Raw genomic sequence first — 21,824 nt, forward strand, 5'->3', positions numbered from 1 at the left:
GCACATTTTCGCCCACATTTCCCTATAAATAACGCCCGTGAGAAGCGGTAATTAATTGTTCTTTGAAACGCTGTGCCGCATGGCTCTGTTCATGATGTTTAGACCACACCAGCCACATCTCCGAGACCGAATCCTGCTCGGCAATATTCACCCAGCGCATTTCCGGCAGTTGTACCCGTTTAAACGAGGCCGGAAGAATCGACACGCCAAGTCCTGCGGCAACGAGACCAATGATCGTCATGGCTTCCCCCACTTCCTGCGCGATAGTCGGGACAAGGCCATATCGCCGCATCAGACCAAGAATATCGTCATACAATCCGGTACCCACCTGTGGGTCAAAAAAGACAAAGGGTTCTTTCGCTAGTTCAGCCAGCGTGACGCTATGCTGCGCGGCGAGCGGGTGATCCCGGGGGATCATCGCCATCAGCGGTTCGCGGAGGATCACCTGCCACGCCAGGGTATCAGGCAACTGCGTGTTACGCATTAGCCCCAGGTCGAGCGATCCTTCATTAAGCGGCGATATTTGCTCCCGGGTATTGATTTCGCGCGTCTGAATATGCACATCCGGAAAGTTACTGCGAAACGAGGATAGCGTTTGTGAAACAGCGCTGATGAAGGGGGCCGACGAGGTAAACCCGATGCGCAGCTCTCCCGTCTCCCCGAGATGAAGCCGTTCCGCTCTGGCGGCGGCGTCCACCACCATACTCAGGATCTGTCGGCTATCGGCGAGAAACTGTTTTCCCGCCGCCGTCAGGCTCACGCTGCGGTTGGTTCGCGCCAGCAGACGCGCCCCAACCTGCTGCTCAAGGATCTGGATCTGTTGGCTCAGCGGTGGCTGGGAGATATTCAGCCTTGCCGCAGCACGACCAAAATGGAGCTCTTCGGCGACGGCGACAAAATAGCGCAGATGGCGCAGCTCGATATTCATATTTTTAAAGTATCATTTGAGATTATTAATATATTAGACAGAATATTTACATTTTCCTACCCTAATCTTGTGGTCATACCCGTCACCAGAAACCACGGGGAAGTTTAAGCAAGGATTATGTGTGAGCCGTACAACGACCGTTGATATCGCGCCGGCCAGCGACATTGATGATTTACCCGCAGTACCGCAGCCGGTTCAGTTTATAAAACGTGGTACCCCCCAGTTTATGCGCGTCACGCTGGCGCTCTTTTCAGCGGGTCTCGCCACTTTCGCCCTGCTCTACTGCGTTCAGCCGATCCTGCCGGTCCTGTCGCATGAATTTGGCGTGTCGCCAGCCAGCAGCAGTATTTCGCTCTCCATTTCAACCGGGATGCTGGCGATCGGTCTGCTGTTCACCGGGCCACTTTCAGATGCCATCGGGCGTAAGCAGGTCATGGTAACGGCGTTAATGCTGGCCTCCGTGTGTACCTTGCTGTCCACCATGATGACCAGCTGGCACGGCATTCTGGTCATGCGCGCGCTGATTGGGTTATCCCTCAGCGGCGTGGCGGCGGTCGGGATGACCTATCTCAGCGAGGAGATCCACCCGAGTTTCGTGGCCTTCTCCATGGGGCTGTACATTAGCGGGAACTCTATCGGCGGGATGAGCGGACGCCTGCTCAGCGGTGTGTTTACCGATTTCTTTAACTGGCGCATTGCGCTGGCCGTAATCGGCTGCTTCGCCCTCGCTTCGGCGCTGATGTTCTGGAAAATCCTGCCGGAATCGCGCCATTTCCGCCCGACTTCTCTGCGTCCGAAAACACTGTTTATCAACTTCCGTCTGCACTGGCGCGACAAAGGTTTGCCGCGACTATTTCTGATGGGATTCCTGCTGATGGGGTCATTTGTCACGCTGTTTAACTATATTGGCTACCGGCTGATGCTTTCACCGTGGCATCTTAGCCAGGCATTGGTGGGTTTGCTCTCTGTGGCGTATCTCACCGGGACGTGGAGTTCGCCAAAAGCGGGCGCCATGACCGCGCGCTTCGGCCGTGGTCCGGTGATGCTGGTGTCCACCGCTGTGATGTTGTTCGGACTGCTGATGACGCTTGTCTCTTCCCTGTGGCTGATTTTTGCCGGAATGCTGCTCTTCTCTGCGGGATTCTTTGCCGCGCATTCTGTTGCCAGCAGCTGGATTGGCCCACGCGCGCGCCGCGCTAAAGGTCAGGCTTCGTCTCTGTATCTGTTCAGTTACTATCTCGGTTCCAGCATTGCCGGGACTCTCGGCGGGGTGTTCTGGCATAACTACGGCTGGAACGGCGTGGGCGGATTTATCGCGCTGATGCTGTGCGCGGCACTGCTGGTGGGCGCGAGCCTGCATAAACGACTGCATTAACATTCAGCCCTCTTCGTGTTTAAATCGAGCCGATGCTAATTTTTGTCATCGGCTGATTCAGACACGAGGACTTCATGAAAAACAATAACTATCAACAACTCACCCGCACCTTCCAGCGTCTCTCCCGCTTCTCTCACCTCTCCTCCATCGCCAGCTGGGACATGTTTACCATGATGCCGCCCGGCGGCAGCGCCGCGCGCGGTGAAGCGCTGGCGGAGATGAGCGTCCTGCAACATCAGATCCTGACCGATAAAAAAGTGGGTGAAAGGCTGGCGGCGGCAGCAGAAGAAGATCTGAACGACGTTGAGCAGGCCAACCTGCGTGAAATGACGCGCCACTACCAGCAGGCCACTTTACTGCCGGAATCGCTGGTGGAGGCCAAATCGCTGGCGGGCAGCAGGTGTGAACACGCCTGGCGTACTCAGCGTCCGGCCAACGACTGGCAGGGCTTTTCAGCCAACCTGAAAGAGGTGGTGAAGCTCAGTCGTGAAGAGGCCCGCCTGCGCGCCGAGGCTAAAGGCTGCACGCCTTACGACGCGCTGCTGGATATCTTTGAACCCGACATGACAAGCGCTCGCCTGGACGTGCTGTTCGGCGATCTGAAGTCCTGGCTGCCGGAGCTGCTGGCAAAGGTTGTGGAAAAACAGGCTCAACGATCGTTCGTTCCGCCACAGGGTCCCTTCCCGACCGCCACCCAGCGCGAGCTGGGCCTGGAAGCGATGAAAATGCTTGGCTTCGATTTTAACGGCGGTCGTCTGGACGTTAGCGCCCACCCGTTCTGCGGCGGCGTGCCGGAAGATGTGCGTATCACCACGCGTTACGATGAAGATGAACTGCTCAGCGCGCTTTTCGGCGTGATCCACGAAACCGGACATGCCCGCTACGAGCAAAACCTTCCGCGAGCGTGGGCCGGTCAGCCCGTTGCGCTGGCGCGCTCTACGGCGATCCATGAATCCCAAAGTCTGTTCTTTGAAATGCAGCTGGGCCGCAGTGAGGCTTTCCTGAAGCATCTGCTTCCGGCGGTCCATGCCCGTTTCGGCAGCCAGGCGGCATTCAGTGAAGATAATTTTATTGCCTGGAATCAGCGCGTGAAACCGGGCAACATCCGCGTTGATGCAGATGAAGTGAGCTATCCGGCGCATGTGGTGTTGCGCTATGAGATTGAGCGCGCGCTGATCAATGGCGAAATTGAAGTGGATGATATCCCCGCGTTATGGGATGAGAAAATGCAGGCCTGGCTTGGATTATCCACCAAAGATAACTACCGCAACGGCTGTATGCAGGACATCCACTGGACCGACGGCGGTTTTGGCTACTTCCCGTCTTACACGCTGGGGGCAATGTATGCGGCACAGCTGTTTCATGCCGCCAAAACTGCGCTGCCCGGGTTGCAGGCATCCATTGCCGGGGGCGATTTCTCGGCGCTGTTTGACTGGCTGCGTCAGAATATCTGGCAGCACGGCAGCCGTTTCAGCACGTCGCAGCTCATCACCCAGGCCACGGGTGAAGATCTGAATATCCGCTACTTCCGCGAACACCTGACGTCCCGCTACCTGTAAACGAACGCGCCGGGGGCCACCCCGGCGTTGTACATATGGTTACACGCCGATACCAATCACTCACGGAAACCCCGAATTTACAGGGATATAGTTATTTCAACGGCCCCGCAGTGGGGTTAAATGAAAAACCAAATTCGAGGGTATGAAAATGAAAAAAGTATTAGCTCTGGTTGTTGCCGCTGCTATGGGTCTTTCTTCCGCTGCATTCGCGGCTGAAACTACCGCCACCGCAGCGCCTGCGGCATCCACCGCTGCTCCGGCCAAAACGGTTCACCATAAAAAACATCACAAAGCGGCTAAACCAGCGGCAGCACAGAAAGCGCAGGCCGCGAAAAAGCACCACAAAAAAGCGGCAAAACCTGCGGTAGAGCAGAAAGCCCAGGCGGCTAAAAAGCATCACAAAAAAGCGGCAAAACACGAAGCGGCTAAACCTGCTGCACAGCCAGCAGCGTAAGAGTACAAGCTTAACCGTGCCCTTCGGGGCACGTTGGTAAACCGGCGCTGAACGGGATTGCGGTCAGCGCCGTTTTTTTATCCGGAGGGCGTATGCTGCGGCGCTATCGGTTTGAGTTCATTCTTATCCTGCTAATTTTATGCGCGCTCATCGCCAGCCACTTTTATCTTTCCTGAATGTAGCACGCTGATTTTACTCCCACTTTCTCGCCGTCGCGTCTATAGTATTTTCATAGGGTTCACTTTTAATAATCATAATTACCCCCACCAGAGTGTGATATGCGTAAATCTGTTGTGTTGTTACTGGGAACGTTTAGCCTTTTTGCTGGCTTTTCACATGCGGATGAGGGCGACGATGACGCCATCAGCGCCAAAGAGGTAAAGACGCTGTTTTTTGGTCATGACGATCGTACGCGTGTCACCGATCCTACCGAAGCGCCCTGGGATGCCATCGGGCAACTGGAAACCGCCAGCGGCAATCTATGTACCGCAACTCTCATAACGCCACGCCTTGCGCTGACGGCGGGTCATTGCCTGTTAATGCCGCCCGAAGGCAAACCGGATAAAGCGATCGCCCTGCGCTTTGTCTCGCAGAAAGGGATTTGGCGCTACGAAATTCACGGTATTGAGGGGCGGGTGGATCCGTCGCTCGGGAAACGCCTGAAACCGGATGGCGATGGCTGGATTGTGCCGCCCGGGGCGGCCTCCTGGGATTTCGGGCTGATCGTTTTACGTTATCCGCCGTCCGGGATCGCTCCGCTACCGCTCTTTGATGGTGACAAAGACGCGCTCACCGCCGCCCTGAAAGCCGCCGATCGTAAAGTGACGCAGTCAGGCTACCCTGTTGATCACCTCGATTCGCTGTACACCCATACGGACTGCGTGGTGACGGGCTGGGCGCAAAACAGCGTGCTTTCGCATCAGTGCGATACGCTACCGGGTGATAGCGGATCGCCCCTGATGTTAAAAACCGTTAACGGCTGGCAACTGATTGGCGTTCAGAGTTCTGCTCCGGCAGCGAAAGACCGCTGGCGCGCCGATAACCGAGCGTTGGCGGTGACCGGTTTTCGCGACCGGCTGGAAGCCCTGGCGCAGCAGTAGGCCACTCAGGCCAGTTTAATCATGATCATGCCAGCGAGCAGTAATACCAGCCCTATCCAGCCTTTATGGTTTAAACGCTGCCCGAACATAATCCAGCCTGCCGCCAGGGTGGCGGCAATACCGAAGCCGCCCCACAGCGCGTAGGCCACGGAAAGATCGATGCCTTTCACCGCCTGTGACAGAGCGCTAAACGCCCCCAGAACCGCGGCAATCGATAACAAGCCGTAGGCTTTGCGACGAAAGCCGTCGGAGAACTTCAAAAAGACGTTCGCAATAATTTCCAGAACGATGGCGAAAGCCAGCCAGGCCGCGTGGATCCATTCAAACTGCTGCATGGGTCTGCTCCTTCTGCTGTTTGGCTGGTTTGCGCGTACCCGATTTAATCAGCACGATACCTGCGACCAGGGTCGTCAGCCCGGCAATTTTCATTGTCGTCAGGGTTTCATCAAATATCATGACGCTGAACAGCGTAATCAATAAAATACCAACACCTTCCCACAAAGCGTATGCCACGCCCAGCGCGATTTTTTTAACCGCGAAAGAGAGGAATATATAGGAAAGCGTAATCATGACCAGCATCAAAATAAATCCGGTGCTGCCGTCACTCACGCTCGCCCATTTCATCGACAAGGTGCCGGTAATTTCAGCAACGATAGCCAGAGCTAATAAAATCCAGTAAAACATGTTTTTCTCCTGCTTGAGAATATAATCCATCGAGGCTCGCTGCGAACAGCAAACCAAAAAAGTGGGAATTAAATCAGTTAGCTAAGCGCATAGCGCCAGCTCAGGCAGAAGACGTGACTATAGCGCGGAACGCCAGTGTTGTTCACCGGAAAGCGTGCAGAGGGAGGTAGAAAACAGAGCAGAGTTGTTTGAAAAAAACGTCCTGAACAAATTGTCCATAAAATTACAATTATCCGCGGTGTTGCTTCTCGTCTTTGCGGATGAAAATTGTCCTCAGTAGTTGAACACGCCTGATTTGTATCATAAGCCAGGAATTTACTCAAAGCCTTTTCATTTCTTTACCCAGTCTGTTTGATTTTGGTTAGTTTTTTTAATCCGCTTTCCCCTCTATTATAAATAAAAAACTGTTCAGGAACGTCCATGGCCAAACCCATTATCACCCTCAACGGGCTTAAGATCGTCATCATGCTGGGCATGCTGGTGATCATTCTGACCGGCGTTCGTTTTGCGGCCGATATCATCGTGCCCTTTATCCTGGCGCTTTTTATCGCGGTGATCCTCAATCCACTGGTGCAGCGAATGGTGCGGCTGCGCATCCCGCGTGTGCTGGCGATAAGCCTGCTTATCAGTATTATTATCGTTGCGATGGTGCTGTTAGTCGCCTATCTGGGAACCTCCCTGAACGAGCTGGCGCGGACGCTGCCGACATACCGCTCTTCCCTGGCGACCCCGCTGCTGCAAATTGAACCCTGGCTGCAACGCGCGGGTATCGAAGTCTCGGTTGAGGAACTGCTTAAATACATCGATCCGAATGCCGCCATGACGATTGTCACCAGCCTGCTGGCACAGCTCTCCAACGCCATGACCTCGATTTTCCTGCTGTTCCTGACGGTTGTGTTTATGCTGCTGGAAGTTCCACAGCTGCCTGCAAAACTCCAGCACATCATGGTGCGTCCGGTAGAGGGAATGGGTGCTATTCAGCGCGCGCTCGACAGCGTTTCACGCTATCTGGTGCTGAAAACGGCCATCAGCCTCGTGACGGGATTAGTGGTCTGGGGGATGCTCGCCGCGCTGGATGTGCGTTTTGCCTTCGTCTGGGGGCTGCTGGCCTTTGCGCTCAACTATATTCCTAACATTGGCTCCGTGCTGGCGGCGATCCCCCCTATCCTTCAGGTGCTGGTTTTCAGCGGTTTGTATGATGCCCTGATTCTGCTGGCAGGCTATCTGGTGATTAACCTTGTCTTCGGGAACATTCTCGAACCACGGATAATGGGACGCGGGCTGGGGCTTTCAACTCTTGTTGTGTTCCTGTCCCTGATTTTCTGGGGCTGGCTGCTCGGGCCTGTCGGCATGCTGCTCTCCGTTCCGCTGACAATTATTGTCAAAATTGGCCTGGAGCAGACCGCCGGTGGACAAAGTATCGCTGTACTGCTGAGCGACATGAGCCATAAGGCCGATTAATTGTCCATCGACAGCATAGGCTTGCCCGTTCTTCCCGCTTCGCGGTAGTTGCCCACTGCCCGCTGCCATTCCGACAGCGGGTAGAGGGTAACATCGCTGCACTGGCTGGCGCGCAGTTTAGGCCAGATGCGCCGAAACTCCGCCTGCCACGCCTCAGCGCTCAGCGCGTCCAGATAGTTACGAATGTGAAACCACGCCACGCGCGGCAACGGCCGCTGCTGCCGGAAGGTCTGCCCGGAGAGTAGCCCGTAGCAGACAAAGGTACCGGTTTCGGGCATCACGCTCAGGATCGCCTCCGCCAGGCTGCCGCCCGTGGCGTCGTACACCACCTCCGCTTGCGCGGCGGCAGCGTTGACGGCGGCCGTATCATCTTGCGCAATCGGGACGATCCCCATTTCAGCCAGACGTTGAGCGTGCACGGGCGAGCGATGGATCCCGTAAACCGCCTCTGCACCCGCCTGGCGTGCCCATTGCCCGAGCAGAACGGCGCAGTCAGAACCGGCAGCGGAGAGCAGCACCGTTTTCCCGACCGGAGGATAACGGTCCAGCATCATCTGAGCGGCAAGCGGGTTGATATACGCCCGCGCGGCAAGAAGCGAGTCGATGTCGTCCGGGACGGGAACCGCATACGCCACCGGGCAGTCGACATAGCGCTGCCAGGTTCCCTGCCCCCGTAACGGCAGAACCCGCTTGCCCAGCATCGCCGGGTAAGCGGCGGGCGTTTCGGTCACTATTCCGACCCCTTCATAACCGGCTATTGCGGGCAGCGGCGTGCGATGGCGATATGCCCCGGTGATGGGGATGAGATCGGAGGCGTTCACCGGAGAAAAAAGCATGCGCACACGTATCTCTCCCGGCTGTCGCGGTGACAATGGTGTGGTTTCCGCTTGCAGTACCGATTCAGGCTCACCAAACCGGCGATACCAGAGGGCCAGATTACGCATTGCGATCGCGCCATCCCATTTCCGGTGCGACATGTTTCAGGATGGACTCGATCACATGTGCGTTGTATTCCACGCCCAGCTGATTCGGCACGGTAAGCAACAGCGTATCCGCTTCCGCGATCGCTTCATCCTTTCTCAACTGTTCAATCAGCTTGTCTGGCTCTGCGGCATAGCTGCGTCCGAAAATGGCCCGCGTTTTCTCATCCAGATAGCCAACGCTGTCGCTCTCATTGCGGCTTGAACCGAAATACATCCGGTCGCGATCGTCCATCAGGGCAAAAATACTGCGGCTGACCGAAACGCGTGGCTGACGGGTATGCCCTGCCTCGGCCCAGGCCTGTCGGTAGGCACGGATCTGTTTTGCCTGCTGAATATGGAACGGCTCACCGGTTTCATCATCTTTCAGCGTTGAGCTTTGCAGGTTCATCCCCAGTTTTGCCGCCCATACTGCCGTTGCATTGGAGCCAGCCCCCCACCAGATACGATCGCGTAAGCCCTCTGAATGCGGCTCCAGACGCAACAATCCCGGCGGGTTTGGGAACATCGGCTGTGGGTTAGGCTTCGCAAACCCTTCACCGCGTAATACATCAAGCAGTACCTCAGTGTGACGGCGCGCCATATCAGATTCGTTTTCCCCGTCCTGCGGCACGTAACCAAAATAACGCCAACCATCAATCACCTGCTCCGGGGAGCCCCGGCTGATACCAAGCTGTAATCGCCCGCCGGAGATGAGATCTGCCGCGCCAGCATCTTCCGCCATATACAGCGGATTCTCGTACCGCATGTCGATCACGCCCGTACCGATTTCGATGCGTTTGGTTTTCGCGCCTATCGCAGCCAGCAAGGGGAATGGCGAACTGAGCTGGCGGGCAAAGTGGTGCACGCGGAAATAAGCCCCGTCCGCGCCCAGCTCTTCAGCGGCGACAGCCAGATCGATGGACTGTAGCAGCGTGTCAGCTGCGGTTTGCGTGCCGGACTGGGAAGACGGCGTCCAGTGACCAAACGACAAAAATCCGATCTTTTTCATAGTGGAGTATCCTGATAAAGCATTGCGTTATCCCTACTCTACGCATTAACCGATGAGAATAAATGGTGATTATTTAACGGAATGCTTCAAATAAACTGACAGAAATACGCAAATCGCACGCTGCCTTCCCGCAGAGGAGGCATTCTCCTGGCATCTCAAAATGGGATATAGTGTGAACTATTCTCTTTTTTAACAGGTAACATCAGCAATGGCTCTGATCCCCAAAAACTACGCACGGCTGGAAAGCGGCTACCGTGAAAAAGCGCTAAAAATTTACCCGTGGGTCTGTGGACGCTGCTCGCGGGAGTTTGTGTATTCGAATCTTCGTGAACTCACGGTCCACCATATCGACCACGATCACACCAATAATCCGGAAGATGGCAGTAACTGGGAGTTGTTGTGCCTGTTTTGCCATGACCACGAACACTCAAAGTACACCGAAGCGGATCAGTATGGCACCACCGTTGTCGCAGGTGAGGATGCGCAAAAAGACGTGGGTGTCGCCACGTTTAACCCCTTTGCCGATCTCAAGGCGATGATGAACAAGAAGAAGTAATATCGGCAGCTTTACTGCCCATACCTGCCGTATGGGCAGTCAGAAAGATAAAGGCAATGTATTCCAGTCACAGATTGAACAAGGAGACGGCCTTAATATCGGCTTCAGGATTCACGCGTTTTACAGCCTCTAAAAACGCAGCAAAGTTTTGATTAAACACCGTCAGATTATTATAAAATTGCACCTGTTTTTCACGGGTTCCCTCAAGATAGCTCACAGACCAGATCCGCCTGTTATTTACCACTGTCGAGCCCGGCTTAATTTTTACGATAGCGGCCAGCTCAATTTTACGGGTGACGCTATTTATGACCTCGTATAAATACTGCTCATCATAAAAGTAGGTTTTACCTGACGATCCGCCAAACCAGGAAGGATGGGTAGAGATTTTTTTCATTCCCCGGCTGTCGGCAACGATGCGCTTTGGATGCCGAATACGCCTGATGAAAAAGCGCATCAGCATAATCAGTGCCGTGAAAGACAGCACTACGAAAAGAAAATTAATGCTCTCCCGCATATTTCGTTACCTGCCACGCATAACTCAAAGTGGCGAAGTATAGCGTAGCCCGGTAGCTCAGGGAACGTACGCGATGCAATCGCAGATGGAACGGGAAATGCTCTTATCTCGCCACGCAATATGATGTGCGGATCTCCTCAGGGTTAAGCGTTATTAACAATTGCTGCTAAGTTGTAAGTTTCTCCTTGCCGGACCGGACAAATCGGTTATCGTGCCAGGCAACTTTCGCAGCAATAAAAAACAGTGGGATGCGCTATGGCGATTTTTGATGGTCACAATGACCTGTTGCTTAATTTATGGCTTCATCATCGCCAGGATCCGGTAACGGCCTTCTTTTCCGGCATTGAGAACGGACACCTCGATTATCCGCGCATGCAGCAAGGCGGATTTTCCGGCGGGCTGTTCGCGCTGTTCGTGCCGCCGCAGGAGTATATCGCCCGCATGGCGCCGCACTACGCCAGCGAGCCGTGGCAACCAATCGACATTCTCTGGCAACAGTTGACGATCCTCAAGCAGCTTGTCGCACACTCCGATGGACGGGCGCGATTGTGCCTGAGCGCGGCAGATATCGAACGCTGCCGTCAGGATAAGGTGCTGGCGATGGTGGCGCATATTGAGGGTGCGGGCGGTTTTGACGGCGAGGGTGGCGATCTACAGGCTTTCTATGCCGCTGGCGTGCGCAGCATTGGGCCTTTCTGGAACATTGCTAACCGTTTTGGCACCGGCGTTAACGGGGCGTTTCCCGGCAGCCCGGACAGCGGCCCAGGGCTTACCGCAGAGGGTATCGCCCTCATTAAGCACGCTAACGCCCTGAACATGCTGATTGACGTTTCTCATATGAATGAAAAGGCGTTCTGGGATACTGCTCGTCATTCCTCTTCACCGCTGGTCGCCACCCATTCCAACGCCCATACGCTGTGCCCGCAACCGCGTAATCTGACCGATCGGCAACTGCTGGCTATCCGCGACAGCGGCGGCGTGGCAGGGATCAATTTCGGCAACGCCTTTCTGCGCGCCGACGGTAAACGCGATAGCGATACCCCGCTGAGCACAATCGTTCGCCATATCGACTATCTTATTAACATCATGGGCGAAGATCATGTTGCGCTGGGCTCCGATTTTGACGGCATTACGTTACCTGATGATTTGCATGATGTGAGTGGTTTACCGCGGCTAATCAGCGCGTTGCGTGACAGCGGCTATGATCAATTTGTGCTGAATAAGCTGCTGTGGGGCAACTGGCAAAAGGTATTGCAAAATGTTTGGCAACAATAGGTTACGTTGTAAACATTACGTTAATTCCTTACATCTTTCGGGTTGAGCTTTGCCCCACTGTGACGCATTATTTGATGACCATCACAAAACTGGCACAAACAATGGTGTTGGTGCTGCATTTTTAAAGAGGAAAAAACGATGTGGAAGAAACCTGCTTTTATTGATTTACGTCTTGGCCTGGAAGTGACGCTGTACATTTCCAACCGCTAATCGCTCAGCCCGCCATCCGTGCGGGCATTTTTGTTTTACTACCTGGCCTATCTTCATGTTTATTAAAGTCCTCGGTTCCGCCGCCGGCGGCGGTTTCCCTCAGTGGAACTGTAATTGCGCCAACTGTCAGGGTTTGCGCAACGGTACCCTTCAGGCGACCCCCCGCACCCAGTCGTCGATCATCGTCAGCGATAACGGCGAAGAGTGGATACTGTGTAACGCCTCGCCCGATATCAGCCAGCAGATTGCCCATACGCCAGAACTGAATAAGAAAGAGGTTCTGCGCGGCACGCATATTGGCGGCATTATTCTCACCGACAGCCAGATTGACCACACCACTGGGCTACTCAGCCTGCGCGAGGGGTGTCCGCATCAGGTATGGTGTACGCCAGAGGTGCATGAAGATCTTTCCAGCGGATTCCCGATTTTTACCATGCTCCGGCACTGGAACGGCGGCCTGGTTCATCATCCGATTGCGCCGCTCACCGCCTTTAGCGTGGAAGCCTGCCCTGATTTGCAGTTTACCGCTGTCCCCATCGCCAGTAACGCACCGCCCTATTCGCCGTGGCGCGACCGCCCGCTGCCGGGGCATAACGTGGCGCTGTTTATCGAAAACCGCCGCAACGGTCAGACGCTGTTCTACGCGCCGGGTCTCGGTGAACCCGATGACGACATCCTGCCGTGGCTTAAAAAAGCGGACTGTCTGCTGATTGACGGCACCGTCTGGCAGGACGATGAACTGCAGGCCGCTGGCGTCGGGCGCAATACCGGCCGCGATATGGGCCATCTGGCGCTTGGCGATGAACACGGCATGATGGCGCTGCTGGCCTCACTGCCGGCAAAGCGCAAGATTCTGATTCACATTAATAACACTAACCCGATCCTTAACGAGCAGTCGCCGCAGCGTCACGCCCTCACGCAGCAGGGAATTGAAGTGAGCTGGGACGGGATGACCATCACGCTTCAGGACTAACTATGCACATTCGTGAAACGCTCTCGCCGCAAGAGTTTGAACACGCCCTCCGGGCGAAAGGCGCCTACTATCATATTCACCATCCGTACCATATCGCGATGCATAACGGCGAGGCCAGCCGCGAGCAGATCCAGGGCTGGGTGGCGAACCGGTTTTACTACCAGACGACGATCCCGCTGAAAGATGCGGCCATTATGGCGAACTGCCCGGATCCGCACACGCGTCGAAAATGGGTGCAGCGGATCCTCGATCACGACGGCAGCAACGGTCATGACGGCGGGATCGAAGCCTGGCTACAGCTGGGCGAAGCCGTAGGGCTTAGCCGCGACGACTTAATCAGCGAACGCCACGTGCTGCCCGGCGTTCGTTTTGCCGTGGACGCTTACGTTAACTTCGCCCGCCGCGCCAACTGGCAGGAGGCGGCATGCAGTTCGCTCACCGAACTGTTTGCCCCGCAAATTCATCAGTCGCGTCTCGACAGCTGGCCGCAGCACTATCCGTGGATCAAAGAGGAAGGCTATTTTTATTTCCGCAGCCGCCTCAGCCAGGCCAGCCGCGACGTTGAACACGGTCTGGAGCTGGCGAAGAGTTACTGCGATAGCGCAGAAAAGCAGAATCGGATGCTGGAGATCCTTCAGTTCAAACTCGATATCCTGTGGTCGATGCTCGACGCGATGACCATGGCCTACGCGCTACAGCGTCCGCCCTATCACACGGTCACCGACAAAGCGGCCTGGCACACAACCCGACTGGTATAAGCATGCAAAAAAACTCCATCGTCGCCTTTCGTCGCGGCTATCGCCTGCAATGGGAAGCCGCTCAGGACAGCCATGTCATCCTTTATCCGGAAGGCATGGCTAAACTCAATGAGACCGCGGCCGCAATCCTCGAACTGGTCGATGGCCAACGCGACGCGGCGGCCATCATTGCCATACTCAACGAACGGTTCCCGGAAGCCGGCGGCGTGGATGACGACGTCGTAGAATTCCTGCAAATCGCTTATCAACAGAAGTGGATTATTTTCCGTGAGCCAGAATAAACCCGCCGTCAATCCACCGCTGTGGCTGCTGGCGGAGCTGACCTATCGCTGTCCGCTACAGTGTCCTTACTGCTCTAACCCGCTGGACTTTGCCCGGCAGGATCAGGAGCTGACCACTGAACAGTGGATTGAGGTTTTCCGCCAGGCGCGGGCGATGGGCAGCGTGCAGATAGGTTTTTCCGGCGGCGAACCGTTGACGCGTAAAGATCTGCCGGAGCTGATCCGCGCCGCCCGCGATCTCGGTTTTTATACCAACCTGATCACCTCGGGAATTGGCCTGACGGAAAGCAAGCTCGACGCGTTCAGCGAGGCCGGTCTGGACCATATCCAGATTAGCTTCCAGGCTAGCGATGAAGTGCTCAACGCCGCGCTGGCGGGGAATAAAAAAGCCTTCCAGCAGAAGCTGGCGATGGCCAAAGCGGTCAAAGCGCGCGATTACCCGATGGTGCTGAATTTCGTCCTGCACCGGCACAACATCGACCAGATCGATAAAATCATCGAGCTGTGCATTGAACTGGACGCCGACGACGTCGAACTTGCCACCTGCCAGTTCTACGGTTGGGCGTTCCTTAATCGTCAGGGCCTTTTGCCGACGCGAGAACAGATCGCCCGCGCGGAACGCGTGGTTGCCGACTATCGGCAAAAAATGGCCGCCAGCGGCAATCTGACCAACCTGCTGTTCGTCACCCCTGATTATTACGAAGAGCGACCAAAAGGCTGTATGGGCGGCTGGGGGTCGATTTTCCTCAGCGTGACCCCGGAAGGCACGGCGCTGCCCTGCCACAGCGCGCGCCAGCTACCGGTGGAGTTCCCCTCGGTGCTTGATCAGAGTCTGGAATCCATCTGGTATGACTCTTTCGGCTTCAACCGCTATCGCGGGTTTGACTGGATGCCGGAGCCGTGCCGCTCCTGCGATGAAAAGGAGAAGGACTTCGGCGGCTGCCGCTGCCAGGCCTTTATGCTCACCGGGAATGCTGATAACGCCGATCCGGTGTGCAGCAAATCGCCGCATCATCATAAAATTCTGGACGCGCGACGCGAAGCAGCCTGTAGCGATATGAAAATCGGCCAGCTTCAGTTCCGCAACCGTACCCGTTCTCAGCTTATCTATAAAACCCGGGAACTGTAACGATAATGACCCCCCGCATCGTGGAGCTGGCAGGCGGTTTACGCGCAACGCTGGTGCATCAGCCGCAGGCGACACGCGCGGCGGCGCTTGCGCGCGTGAGTGCCGGAAGCCATCACGAGCCACCGCGCTTCGCCGGTCTTGCGCATTTACTTGAGCACCTGCTGTTCCGCGGTAGCCAGCGCTATCAGGGCGACGATCGACTCATGGCCTGGGTCCAGCGTCAGGGCGGTAGCGTCAATGCCACCACGCTGGCTCGCCACAGCGCATTTTTCTTCGATGTGGCCGCCGATAACCTGTCCGACGGCGTCGCACGACTGTGGGATATGTTGCAGGCGCCGCTGCTTTCATGCGATGACATACAGCGCGAAGTGGCGGTCATTGATGCGGAAAACCGGCTCATCCAGCAGCATGATTCCGCCAGGCGCGAAGCGGCGGCACGCCACGCGATGGAAGAACCCACAGTTTTTCGCCGTTTTCAGGTAGGTAGCCAGGATTCTCTGGGGCAGGACACGGGATCGCTGCAAACCGCGTTGCGCGACTTTCATCGGCGCTATTATGTGGCCGGACACCTGCAATTGTGGCTGCAAGGGCCGCAAACGCTGGATGCGCTGGCCGAGCTTGCCCATACGTTTGCGTCCGGTTTTGCTTCTGGTGGCATGCCTGAAACCGCTCCCCCGTTGCGTCTTAGCGCTGAGGGAGATTTTCAGCTGGCAGTGACGGAGCGACCCGCACTGTGGCGTTGTCCGTTAATTCGAAAAAGTGACAACGTCACCTTATTTCGGGAGTTTTTACTGGACGACGCCCCCGGAAGCCTGATTGCCGGGCTGCGGGAGCGCGGGCTGGCAGAAGATGTCGCCCTGAACTGGCTTTATCAGGATAACGATAACGGCTGGCTGGCGCTAACGGTTGATAGCGAACGACCCGAGGAGGTTGACCCGCATATTACCCACTGGCTACGGGCGCTACAGCAAACGACGGATGAGCAGCAGCGGCATTATTATCGGCTGGCACAGCAGCGTTTCAGCGCCCTGCCGACGCTGGAGCAGCTGCGCCAGCGGGCGTTCGGTTTTGCGCCCGGTGCGGCGCCCGTAAGTTTTTCCGCCTTTTGTGCCGATTTACTGGCGGCGCCCACCTCGTATCTGGCCTGCAAAAAAATTGAAACCGCTGAAATTATCGTCAGCCAGGGGTTTGCTCTGCCGCTTAGCCATTGGCGTCGCCAGCCGGTTGCAGATGATAGCCCCATCGCGTTTTCCTTCTACCCGCAGACTGCCAGGTATGTTACGCCAGCCCCGACGTCAGAAGCCGCTCCGCTGCTGCATTTGTCGGCGCAGACACAACCGCCAACGCTGATCCTGCGCAGGCCTTTTTATTCGTGCGTGGAACGGGCGCAGGGGGTGGCGATGGGCAAACAGTTACGCCCTCTCCTTGCTGAACTGCGCCATATTGACGGCAGCGGCGAGTGGCAAACGGTTGACGGTAGCTGGCAGCTCACCCTGCGGCTTCCTGACGCCGTGGTGACGGCGGAACACATCATCGGGGCGATAATCGATCGCCTCTCCCACCCCGCCCCGGCTCTTACGCCAGTGCCAGAAGGCATTGCCATCCGTGAGCTGCTTCAGCAATTGCCTGAACGTCTGGCATCGGATCCGCCACGGGACGGCTGGCTGGCGGCGCTAGTTGGCGGCAGCGTCGCACACGCGCACGGGTTAGCCCGGCAGCTTGGCCTGCTCCGGGCGCCGGTTAACGCTAAGCCGACGCCATTAAGCGGTTGTCCCAGCGGGATCGAACACATTCCGCACGCCAGCGCGGATTCGGCGCTGCTGGTGTTTATTCCCCTGCCGCCGGGCGCGTCGCTCGCCGCGCTGCGGCTGCTGGCATTATGCTGCGAACCGCAATTTTTCCAGCGCCTGCGCGTGGAACAGCAGATTGGCTACGTGGTCAGCTGTCGTTATCAGCGTATTGCCGATCGCGATGGCCTGCTGCTGGCGTTACAGTCGCCTGACCGCTCTCCCGTGAACCTGTTGGGTTGCTGCAAACAATTTTTGCGTGAGCTGACGCTGTGCGATGAGACGGCGTTCAGCGTATTGCGACAGCAGCTGGCGATGCAAATCCGGTCACCGATGAATGCCAGCGCCACGGCAGTAGCCGCCCTGCGCCAGCGCTATGGTTTACCGGTGTTAACGCCGCAGGCTGTTGATGCCCTGCAACATGACGAGATAATCGCACTATGGCGCGAGATGACTCGCCATCGCCGTCGCTGGCGGGTGCTTTTAACGGGCTGACCGGACCCGCCGCTTTCTTCATATCCGTGGTTTTTAGTCAAAAAAAAGCCCCGTACTTCGACGGGGCCAGGTTGCTTATTTCGCTGTTATTTATCCAGCGCGTAGGCAATCACGTAGTCACCACGATCCGGCGACTGGCGTGCTCCGCCAGCAGAGATCAGAATGTACTGTTTGCCGGTTTTCGGTGATACATAGCTGATAGGTCCGCCCTGGCTACCCACCGGAAGACGCGCTTTCCACACTTCTTCCCCCGTAGAGGAATCAAAGGCGCGCAGGTAGTAATCCTGGGTTCCCGCAATGAAGACCAGACCGCCCTGCGTGGCCAGCGTACCGCCCAGCGTCGGCATACCGACAGGCATTGGCATACGCATTTTTACCCCAAACGGACCGGTATCCTGTACGGTACCGACCGGCACCTGCCAGACGATTTTCTGCGTTTTCAGGTCAATGGCGGAGAGAGAGCCAAACGGTGGTTTCTGGCACGGAATGCCCAGCGGTGACATGAAACGGTTTTTGTTGACCGAATACGGCGTTCCTTTCATCGGAACGGCGCCCATCCCGGCGTTCACGGCTTCACCGCCCGTGTTTGCCACCGCGCTCTGCGGATCTTGCTTAATCAGCTGAACCCACAGGCCCAGACGCATGTCATTGACGAAGATATACTGGTTGTTCGGATCGGTGGACAAACTGCCCCAGTTCATTCCCCCCAGCGAGCCCGGGAAGCTCAGGGAAATATCGGTTCCCGGCATCGTGTACAGACCGTCATAACGCATTGATTTGAAGCTGATACGACAGGCCAGCTGGTCAAACGGCGTCGCCCCCCACATATCCGATTCTTTCAGGGTTTCTGCGCCAATCTGCGGCATCCCCACAGAGCGAGGCTGCGTTGCCGGGTACTGTTCACGTGGAATATCCGCTGGTTTTACCGGAACCTCTTTCACTTCAGTGAGCGGTTTACCCGTCAGGCGATCGAGAACGTAAATTTGCCCCGCTTTAGTGCCCACTACCACCGCGGGCTTGTTGCCCTCTTTCGTTGGGAAATCAACCAGGCTCGGCTGCATCGGGATATCGAAATCCCAGAGGTCGTTATGCACGGTCTGGTATACCCACTTCTCTTTCCCGGTAGTCGCATCCAGAGCGAGAATTGAGGTGGCGTATTTGTGATCTTCCGGAATACGGTCAGCGCCCCACAGGTCGACAGAGGAACTTCCCATCGGGATAAACACGGTATTCATCGACGCATCCCAGGACATAGGGGCCCAGGAGTTTGCGGAGCTGCGTTTGTAGTGTTCGCCCGGCTTCAGAACATAGTTCGGATCCGGATTACGCGGATCGAACGCCCAGCGCAGCTGGCCGGTGATCACGTCATAACCACGTATTACGCCGCCCGGCATATCGGTGCTGACGTTATCCGCAACGCGGCCGCCAACCACGACCGTGGTACCCGCCAGCGTCGGGGCCGACGTCAACACATAGGTTGGATCTGACGCGTCGCCCATTCCTTCATGCAGGTTAACGCTGCCGTTAGTACCGAAGTCCGGGCAGAATTTGCCGTTATCGGCGTCTAACGCGATCAGCTTACCGTCAATGGTATTCATCAGGATACGGCGCTGGCATGCCGCGCCCGATGCGACCTGCGCTGGCAGAACCGGTGTGGAGCCGGCTACCGTTGGCTGTGCCAGCGGTTTGGTGGCATCAAAGTACGCCAGGCCACGGCAGCGCATCCAGATGGCAGACTTAGCGTTGATTTCCGCTTTCCAGATCTCTTTCCCGCTATCGGCATCCACGGCGATCACGTTGTTATGCGGCGTACAGAGGAAGACACTATCGCCTACCTGTAGCGGCGTTTGCTGATCTTCTGCGCCATTGCCATCCGGACTTTGCGGAATATCACCGGTATGGTATGTCCAGACCGGTTTCAGGTTTTTCACGTTGTCACGGGTTATCTGGTCCAGCGCCACAAAGCGACTACCGCCAGCCGTATTACCGTAGTGATCCCAGTTCTGCTGTTTCGCCTCTTCTTTTACCGGCACCAGCGGGCGCTTTTCGCCGCTAAACGGCACGGTCGGATGGGGTTGAAACATCTGAACAAAGGTGACGCCCATGCCGATAATAAGGACCGCGCAGACCGCTATCGCCCCTTTCGTGGAGGACGGTTTTCCTTCACGCTTACGCAATGCAGGCCAGGTGGCTGCTGCCAGCACCATCAGCCCGGCGGGTACCATTAATCGGGAAACCAGGGGCCAGAAGTCGAGTCCGGCATCGAAAAATGCCCAAATCAGGGTGCCAAGAAACACCAGAGCAAACAGCCCTACGGCAGAGGACTTGCGGCGGAAAAACTGAATAGCAGAGAGCAGCGTGAAAACCCCGGCAATGAGAAAGTACCAACTCCCCCCCAGGGAAGCCAGTTTAAAACCGCCGATGGCAAAAAACAGCCCCGTCACAAGAAGTACCACACCCACCAGCAGGCACCACGGGCCTAACCAGCCCAATGGGCGGGGATTATTGTCTGACATAAAAATGAATCTCCTGATTACTTTATATAAAGCAGGGTTTTATTAACTGCCACGATGTTAAAACCCTGCACAACGCTAATTGTTCGTATGCGAAGCATAAATTAAAAAGAGACCGTAGACAAAATCTATTATGTCGGAAGAAATGAAAACCAGCGAAATTACATGGATTTAACAGGGTTAAAATAGCGAATATCGCTAACTACGTCACCTATGCTGGAATATATGACCAGCCGGAAGTTGCTTAAAGGATTAATATCAGGATTCCCCCAAGGCCGGTCTTATAGCGTCAGATTTTTACAGCTGAGCCTTCAAACAGAAGATTTAATTAAGCAATAACCATGAATAAGCACAGGGATAAACCTGAGTTAATTTTCAGGAAGAAATTATCAATAATTTTAGAGCGTCTGGTGCGTTGAACATTCCGTCATTATCAGCACTGAAAATGTGACTTTCCGCATCAAAGCGGACTCACAGAGTGGCAATACAAACACTATTAAATCACTTAATGAAGTCTTGAATCACAGAAAATCCAAACAGTAGTTCACTGCGCCTTCACTAGCCATTGACTTTACACCAAGACTAGCGCATATTTTACAGCACAAATTAACAAGACAATTTTTGGAGGACGTTTTCTATGCCAGCCCGTGATTATCCCGACAAGCGTGTTGCTCGCGGTGTAGCAAAGGAGGCCGATCTCAGGATGTTAAGTGCGCGCATCGATCCAGCGCTGATGGAGTACATCCGCATTACTGCGTATGAAACACGGAAAAGTAAGCAGGAAATCGTGGCGGAAGCGTTAGCACTTCACCGCCAAAGGAATCAGATTGCGTCATAAACACCAAAAGCCCGAAAAATCCCCCGGGCTTTTGCTGCTGTCTGGATTACTCCACCAGCGTATTTAACGTCTCCAGCGCCTCAGGCGGCAATACCAGATCGGCTGCCGCCAGGTTTTCACGCAGATGCGCCACCGAAGAAGTACCCGGGATCAAGAGGATATTTGGCGAGCGTTGCAGCAGCCATGCCAGCGCCACCTGCATAGGCGTCGCATCCAGTGAATCCGCCACCGCCTGTAGCCCGGAAGATTGCAGTGGCGTGAAACCACCCAGTGGGAAGAACGGCACCCAGGCAATCCCCTGCTGCGCCAGCGAATCTACCAGCGCATCGTCACCGCGATTCACCACGTTGTACATGTTCTGTACGCATACCACGGAAACCATCTTCTGCGCTTCAGCCACCTGCGAAGCAGTGACGTTGCTCAGCCCAATATGGCGAACCAGCCCCTGTTGTTGCAGCTCCGCGAGGGTGCTTAGCGGCGCGGCAATCGAGCCTTCCGCTGGTCCGTGGGCGCTAAACATGATCCGCAGGTTAACCACGTCCAGCACATCTCGCTTCAGGTTGCGCAGGTTGTCATGCACCGCCTGCGTCAGCTCCTGGGCGGAAAACGCCGGCAGCCAGGAGGCGTCCTCGCCGCGTCGGGCTCCGATCTTGGTCACAATCGTAAGGTCGTCCCGGTAGGGATGAAGCGCCTCGCAAATAAGCTGGTTGGTCACATGGGGGCCGTAAAAATCGCTGGTATCAATGTGATTTACCCCCGACTCTACCGCTTCACGCAACACCGCCAGCGCCGCATTTTTGTCTTTTGGCGGACCAAAAACGCCAGGTCCGGCAAGCTGCATCGCGCCATAGCCAAACCGTTTAACCGTACGCGTTCCGAGCGTGAATGTTCCGCATTTATCTATGCTGCTCATGCTGACCTTCCTCATAAAAATGATCCGGGTTTACAACAGGTTCCGCAACG

General features: G+C 55.8%; 23 protein-coding genes and 1 pseudogene. 15 read left to right on the plus strand and 9 right to left on the minus strand.

The window, feature by feature from the left end:
- Positions 1–22 precede the first annotated feature (22 nt).
- Positions 23–928: a LysR family transcriptional regulator gene (locus tag ACOT1A_RS07215; RefSeq protein WP_069596506.1), complete on the minus strand. Its 906-nt coding sequence runs from the start codon at positions 926–928 to the stop codon at positions 23–25.
- 121 nt (positions 929–1,049) lie between these two features.
- Between ACOT1A_RS07215 and ACOT1A_RS07220 the strand changes: the two genes are divergently transcribed.
- From ACOT1A_RS07220 to ACOT1A_RS07240, 5 genes are all read left to right on the plus strand, one after another.
- Positions 1,050–2,303, plus strand: a complete 1,254-nt coding sequence (locus ACOT1A_RS07220) for an MFS transporter (protein WP_022647964.1) — start codon at positions 1,050–1,052, stop codon at positions 2,301–2,303.
- Positions 2,304–2,377: 74 nt separating this feature from the next.
- Positions 2,378–3,862, plus strand: coding sequence for a carboxypeptidase M32 (locus ACOT1A_RS07225; protein ID WP_276170094.1), 1,485 nt, complete (start codon positions 2,378–2,380; stop codon positions 3,860–3,862).
- Positions 3,863–4,010: 148 nt separating this feature from the next.
- The gene (gene asr, locus ACOT1A_RS07230; RefSeq protein WP_022647962.1) at positions 4,011–4,316 is read left to right on the plus strand and encodes an acid resistance repetitive basic protein Asr; all 306 of its coding nucleotides are present in this window, start codon (positions 4,011–4,013) and stop codon (positions 4,314–4,316) included.
- Between the two features lie 92 nt (positions 4,317–4,408).
- Positions 4,409–4,492 (plus strand): hypothetical protein, encoded by an 84-nt coding sequence (locus tag ACOT1A_RS07235; RefSeq protein WP_057979992.1) that lies wholly within the window; start codon positions 4,409–4,411, stop codon positions 4,490–4,492.
- 102 nt (positions 4,493–4,594) lie between these two features.
- Positions 4,595–5,416 carry a trypsin-like serine peptidase gene (locus ACOT1A_RS07240; protein ID WP_023299991.1) on the plus strand — a complete coding sequence of 274 codons (822 nt, stop codon included), beginning with the start codon at positions 4,595–4,597 and terminating at the stop codon, positions 5,414–5,416.
- 5 nt (positions 5,417–5,421) lie between these two features.
- Here ACOT1A_RS07240 and mdtI read toward each other — a convergent pair whose 3' ends face one another.
- The 3 genes and pseudogenes from mdtI to ACOT1A_RS07255 all read right to left on the minus strand — a co-directional run bounded on the left by mdtI (position 5,422) and on the right by ACOT1A_RS07255 (position 6,388).
- Positions 5,422–5,751, minus strand: coding sequence for a multidrug/spermidine efflux SMR transporter subunit MdtI (gene mdtI / locus ACOT1A_RS07245; protein ID WP_022647960.1), 330 nt, complete (start codon positions 5,749–5,751; stop codon positions 5,422–5,424).
- Positions 5,738–6,100: a multidrug/spermidine efflux SMR transporter subunit MdtJ gene (gene mdtJ / locus ACOT1A_RS07250; RefSeq protein WP_032624865.1), complete on the minus strand. Its 363-nt coding sequence runs from the start codon at positions 6,098–6,100 to the stop codon at positions 5,738–5,740. Before mdtJ ends, mdtI begins: the two co-directional genes overlap by 14 nt.
- A 117-nt stretch (positions 6,101–6,217) precedes the next feature.
- Positions 6,218–6,388, minus strand: a pseudogene (locus tag ACOT1A_RS07255) (hypothetical protein).
- Between the two features lie 132 nt (positions 6,389–6,520).
- Here ACOT1A_RS07255 and ACOT1A_RS07260 point away from each other — a divergent pair.
- The gene (locus ACOT1A_RS07260) at positions 6,521–7,561 is read left to right on the plus strand and encodes an AI-2E family transporter (protein ID WP_003857467.1); all 1,041 of its coding nucleotides are present in this window, start codon (positions 6,521–6,523) and stop codon (positions 7,559–7,561) included.
- Here the strand turns inward: ACOT1A_RS07260 and ACOT1A_RS07265 are convergent.
- Together ACOT1A_RS07265 and ACOT1A_RS07270 are read right to left on the minus strand one after the other, a co-directional pair.
- Entirely contained in the window at positions 7,558–8,505 is a 948-nt protein-coding gene (locus tag ACOT1A_RS07265) for a zinc-dependent alcohol dehydrogenase family protein (protein WP_276170095.1), read from the minus strand. The two genes, ACOT1A_RS07260 and ACOT1A_RS07265, sit on opposite strands and share 4 nt — an antisense overlap.
- Positions 8,498–9,532, minus strand: a complete 1,035-nt coding sequence (locus ACOT1A_RS07270; protein WP_023299989.1) for an LLM class flavin-dependent oxidoreductase — start codon at positions 9,530–9,532, stop codon at positions 8,498–8,500. Before ACOT1A_RS07270 ends, ACOT1A_RS07265 begins: the two co-directional genes overlap by 8 nt.
- A gap of 208 nt (positions 9,533–9,740) precedes the next feature.
- Between ACOT1A_RS07270 and yajD the strand changes: the two genes are divergently transcribed.
- Positions 9,741–10,088 (plus strand): HNH nuclease YajD, encoded by a 348-nt coding sequence (gene yajD / locus ACOT1A_RS07275; RefSeq protein WP_006808895.1) that lies wholly within the window; start codon positions 9,741–9,743, stop codon positions 10,086–10,088.
- A gap of 67 nt (positions 10,089–10,155) precedes the next feature.
- Here yajD and ACOT1A_RS07280 read toward each other — a convergent pair whose 3' ends face one another.
- Entirely contained in the window at positions 10,156–10,602 is a 447-nt protein-coding gene (locus tag ACOT1A_RS07280; RefSeq protein ID WP_022647956.1) for a hypothetical protein, read from the minus strand.
- A gap of 255 nt (positions 10,603–10,857) precedes the next feature.
- Here ACOT1A_RS07280 and ACOT1A_RS07285 point away from each other — a divergent pair, with 255 nt between their 5' ends.
- From ACOT1A_RS07285 to pqqF, 7 genes are all read left to right on the plus strand, one after another.
- Positions 10,858–11,877, plus strand: coding sequence for a dipeptidase (locus tag ACOT1A_RS07285; RefSeq protein WP_276170096.1), 1,020 nt, complete (start codon positions 10,858–10,860; stop codon positions 11,875–11,877).
- 138 nt (positions 11,878–12,015) lie between these two features.
- Positions 12,016–12,087 (plus strand): pyrroloquinoline quinone precursor peptide PqqA, encoded by a 72-nt coding sequence (gene pqqA / locus ACOT1A_RS07290; protein ID WP_002905689.1) that lies wholly within the window; start codon positions 12,016–12,018, stop codon positions 12,085–12,087.
- A 55-nt stretch (positions 12,088–12,142) separates the two neighbouring features.
- Positions 12,143–13,060 carry a pyrroloquinoline quinone biosynthesis protein PqqB gene (gene pqqB / locus ACOT1A_RS07295; protein WP_048965714.1) on the plus strand — a complete coding sequence of 306 codons (918 nt, stop codon included), beginning with the start codon at positions 12,143–12,145 and terminating at the stop codon, positions 13,058–13,060.
- Positions 13,061–13,062: 2 nt separating this feature from the next.
- Entirely contained in the window at positions 13,063–13,818 is a 756-nt protein-coding gene (gene pqqC, locus ACOT1A_RS07300) for a pyrroloquinoline-quinone synthase PqqC (RefSeq protein WP_023306095.1), read from the plus strand.
- Between the two features lie 2 nt (positions 13,819–13,820).
- Complete coding sequence (pqqD, locus tag ACOT1A_RS07305; protein WP_003857508.1) at positions 13,821–14,099, plus strand: pyrroloquinoline quinone biosynthesis peptide chaperone PqqD; 279 nt, start codon at positions 13,821–13,823, stop codon at positions 14,097–14,099.
- Positions 14,086–15,228, plus strand: a complete 1,143-nt coding sequence (gene pqqE, locus ACOT1A_RS07310; protein WP_022647952.1) for a pyrroloquinoline quinone biosynthesis protein PqqE — start codon at positions 14,086–14,088, stop codon at positions 15,226–15,228. The genes pqqD and pqqE overlap by 14 nt, the downstream gene beginning before the upstream one ends.
- 5 nt (positions 15,229–15,233) lie before the next feature.
- On the plus strand, positions 15,234–17,510 hold the full coding sequence (gene pqqF / locus ACOT1A_RS07315) for a pyrroloquinoline quinone biosynthesis protein PqqF (protein WP_276170097.1): 2,277 nt from the start codon (positions 15,234–15,236) through the stop codon (positions 17,508–17,510).
- Between the two features lie 86 nt (positions 17,511–17,596).
- Here the strand turns inward: pqqF and ACOT1A_RS07320 are convergent, their stop codons facing one another.
- On the minus strand, positions 17,597–20,026 hold the full coding sequence (locus ACOT1A_RS07320) for a glucose/quinate/shikimate family membrane-bound PQQ-dependent dehydrogenase (protein WP_276170098.1): 2,430 nt from the start codon (positions 20,024–20,026) through the stop codon (positions 17,597–17,599).
- 634 nt (positions 20,027–20,660) lie between these two features.
- Between ACOT1A_RS07320 and ACOT1A_RS07325 the strand changes: the two genes are divergently transcribed.
- Positions 20,661–20,861, plus strand: a complete 201-nt coding sequence (locus ACOT1A_RS07325) for a hypothetical protein (RefSeq protein WP_022647949.1) — start codon at positions 20,661–20,663, stop codon at positions 20,859–20,861.
- Positions 20,862–20,907: 46 nt separating this feature from the next.
- Here the strand turns inward: ACOT1A_RS07325 and ACOT1A_RS07330 are convergent, their stop codons facing one another.
- On the minus strand, positions 20,908–21,774 hold the full coding sequence (locus ACOT1A_RS07330; RefSeq protein ID WP_023299981.1) for an aldo/keto reductase family oxidoreductase: 867 nt from the start codon (positions 21,772–21,774) through the stop codon (positions 20,908–20,910).
- Between the last annotated feature and the right edge of the window lie 50 nt (positions 21,775–21,824).

Source organism: Enterobacter cloacae complex sp. SYL003, from assembly GCF_049236925.1.
GTDB lineage: Bacteria > Pseudomonadota > Gammaproteobacteria > Enterobacterales > Enterobacteriaceae > Enterobacter > Enterobacter intestinihominis.

Coding starts and splice junctions, on each gene's coding strand:
- ACOT1A_RS07215 (WP_069596506.1), bottom strand. CDS start 928: ATGAATATCGAGCTGCGCCATCTGCGCTATTTTGTCGCCGTCGCCGAA.
- ACOT1A_RS07225 (WP_276170094.1), top strand. CDS start 2,378: ATGAAAAACAATAACTATCAACAACTCACCCGCACCTTCCAGCGTCTC.
- asr (WP_022647962.1), top strand. CDS start 4,011: ATGAAAAAAGTATTAGCTCTGGTTGTTGCCGCTGCTATGGGTCTTTCT.
- ACOT1A_RS07235 (WP_057979992.1), top strand. CDS start 4,409: ATGCTGCGGCGCTATCGGTTTGAGTTCATTCTTATCCTGCTAATTTTA.
- ACOT1A_RS07240 (WP_023299991.1), top strand. CDS start 4,595: ATGCGTAAATCTGTTGTGTTGTTACTGGGAACGTTTAGCCTTTTTGCT.
- mdtI (WP_022647960.1), bottom strand. CDS start 5,751: ATGCAGCAGTTTGAATGGATCCACGCGGCCTGGCTGGCTTTCGCCATC.
- mdtJ (WP_032624865.1), bottom strand. CDS start 6,100: ATGTTTTACTGGATTTTATTAGCTCTGGCTATCGTTGCTGAAATTACC.
- ACOT1A_RS07260 (WP_003857467.1), top strand. CDS start 6,521: ATGGCCAAACCCATTATCACCCTCAACGGGCTTAAGATCGTCATCATG.
- ACOT1A_RS07265 (WP_276170095.1), bottom strand. CDS start 8,505: ATGCGTAATCTGGCCCTCTGGTATCGCCGGTTTGGTGAGCCTGAATCG.
- ACOT1A_RS07270 (WP_023299989.1), bottom strand. CDS start 9,532: ATGAAAAAGATCGGATTTTTGTCGTTTGGTCACTGGACGCCGTCTTCC.
- yajD (WP_006808895.1), top strand. CDS start 9,741: ATGGCTCTGATCCCCAAAAACTACGCACGGCTGGAAAGCGGCTACCGT.
- ACOT1A_RS07280 (WP_022647956.1), bottom strand. CDS start 10,602: ATGCGGGAGAGCATTAATTTTCTTTTCGTAGTGCTGTCTTTCACGGCA.
- ACOT1A_RS07285 (WP_276170096.1), top strand. CDS start 10,858: ATGGCGATTTTTGATGGTCACAATGACCTGTTGCTTAATTTATGGCTT.
- pqqB (WP_048965714.1), top strand. CDS start 12,143: ATGTTTATTAAAGTCCTCGGTTCCGCCGCCGGCGGCGGTTTCCCTCAG.
- pqqC (WP_023306095.1), top strand. CDS start 13,063: ATGCACATTCGTGAAACGCTCTCGCCGCAAGAGTTTGAACACGCCCTC.
- pqqD (WP_003857508.1), top strand. CDS start 13,821: ATGCAAAAAAACTCCATCGTCGCCTTTCGTCGCGGCTATCGCCTGCAA.
- pqqF (WP_276170097.1), top strand. CDS start 15,234: ATGACCCCCCGCATCGTGGAGCTGGCAGGCGGTTTACGCGCAACGCTG.
- ACOT1A_RS07320 (WP_276170098.1), bottom strand. CDS start 20,026: ATGTCAGACAATAATCCCCGCCCATTGGGCTGGTTAGGCCCGTGGTGC.
- ACOT1A_RS07325 (WP_022647949.1), top strand. CDS start 20,661: ATGCCAGCCCGTGATTATCCCGACAAGCGTGTTGCTCGCGGTGTAGCA.
- ACOT1A_RS07330 (WP_023299981.1), bottom strand. CDS start 21,774: ATGAGCAGCATAGATAAATGCGGAACATTCACGCTCGGAACGCGTACG.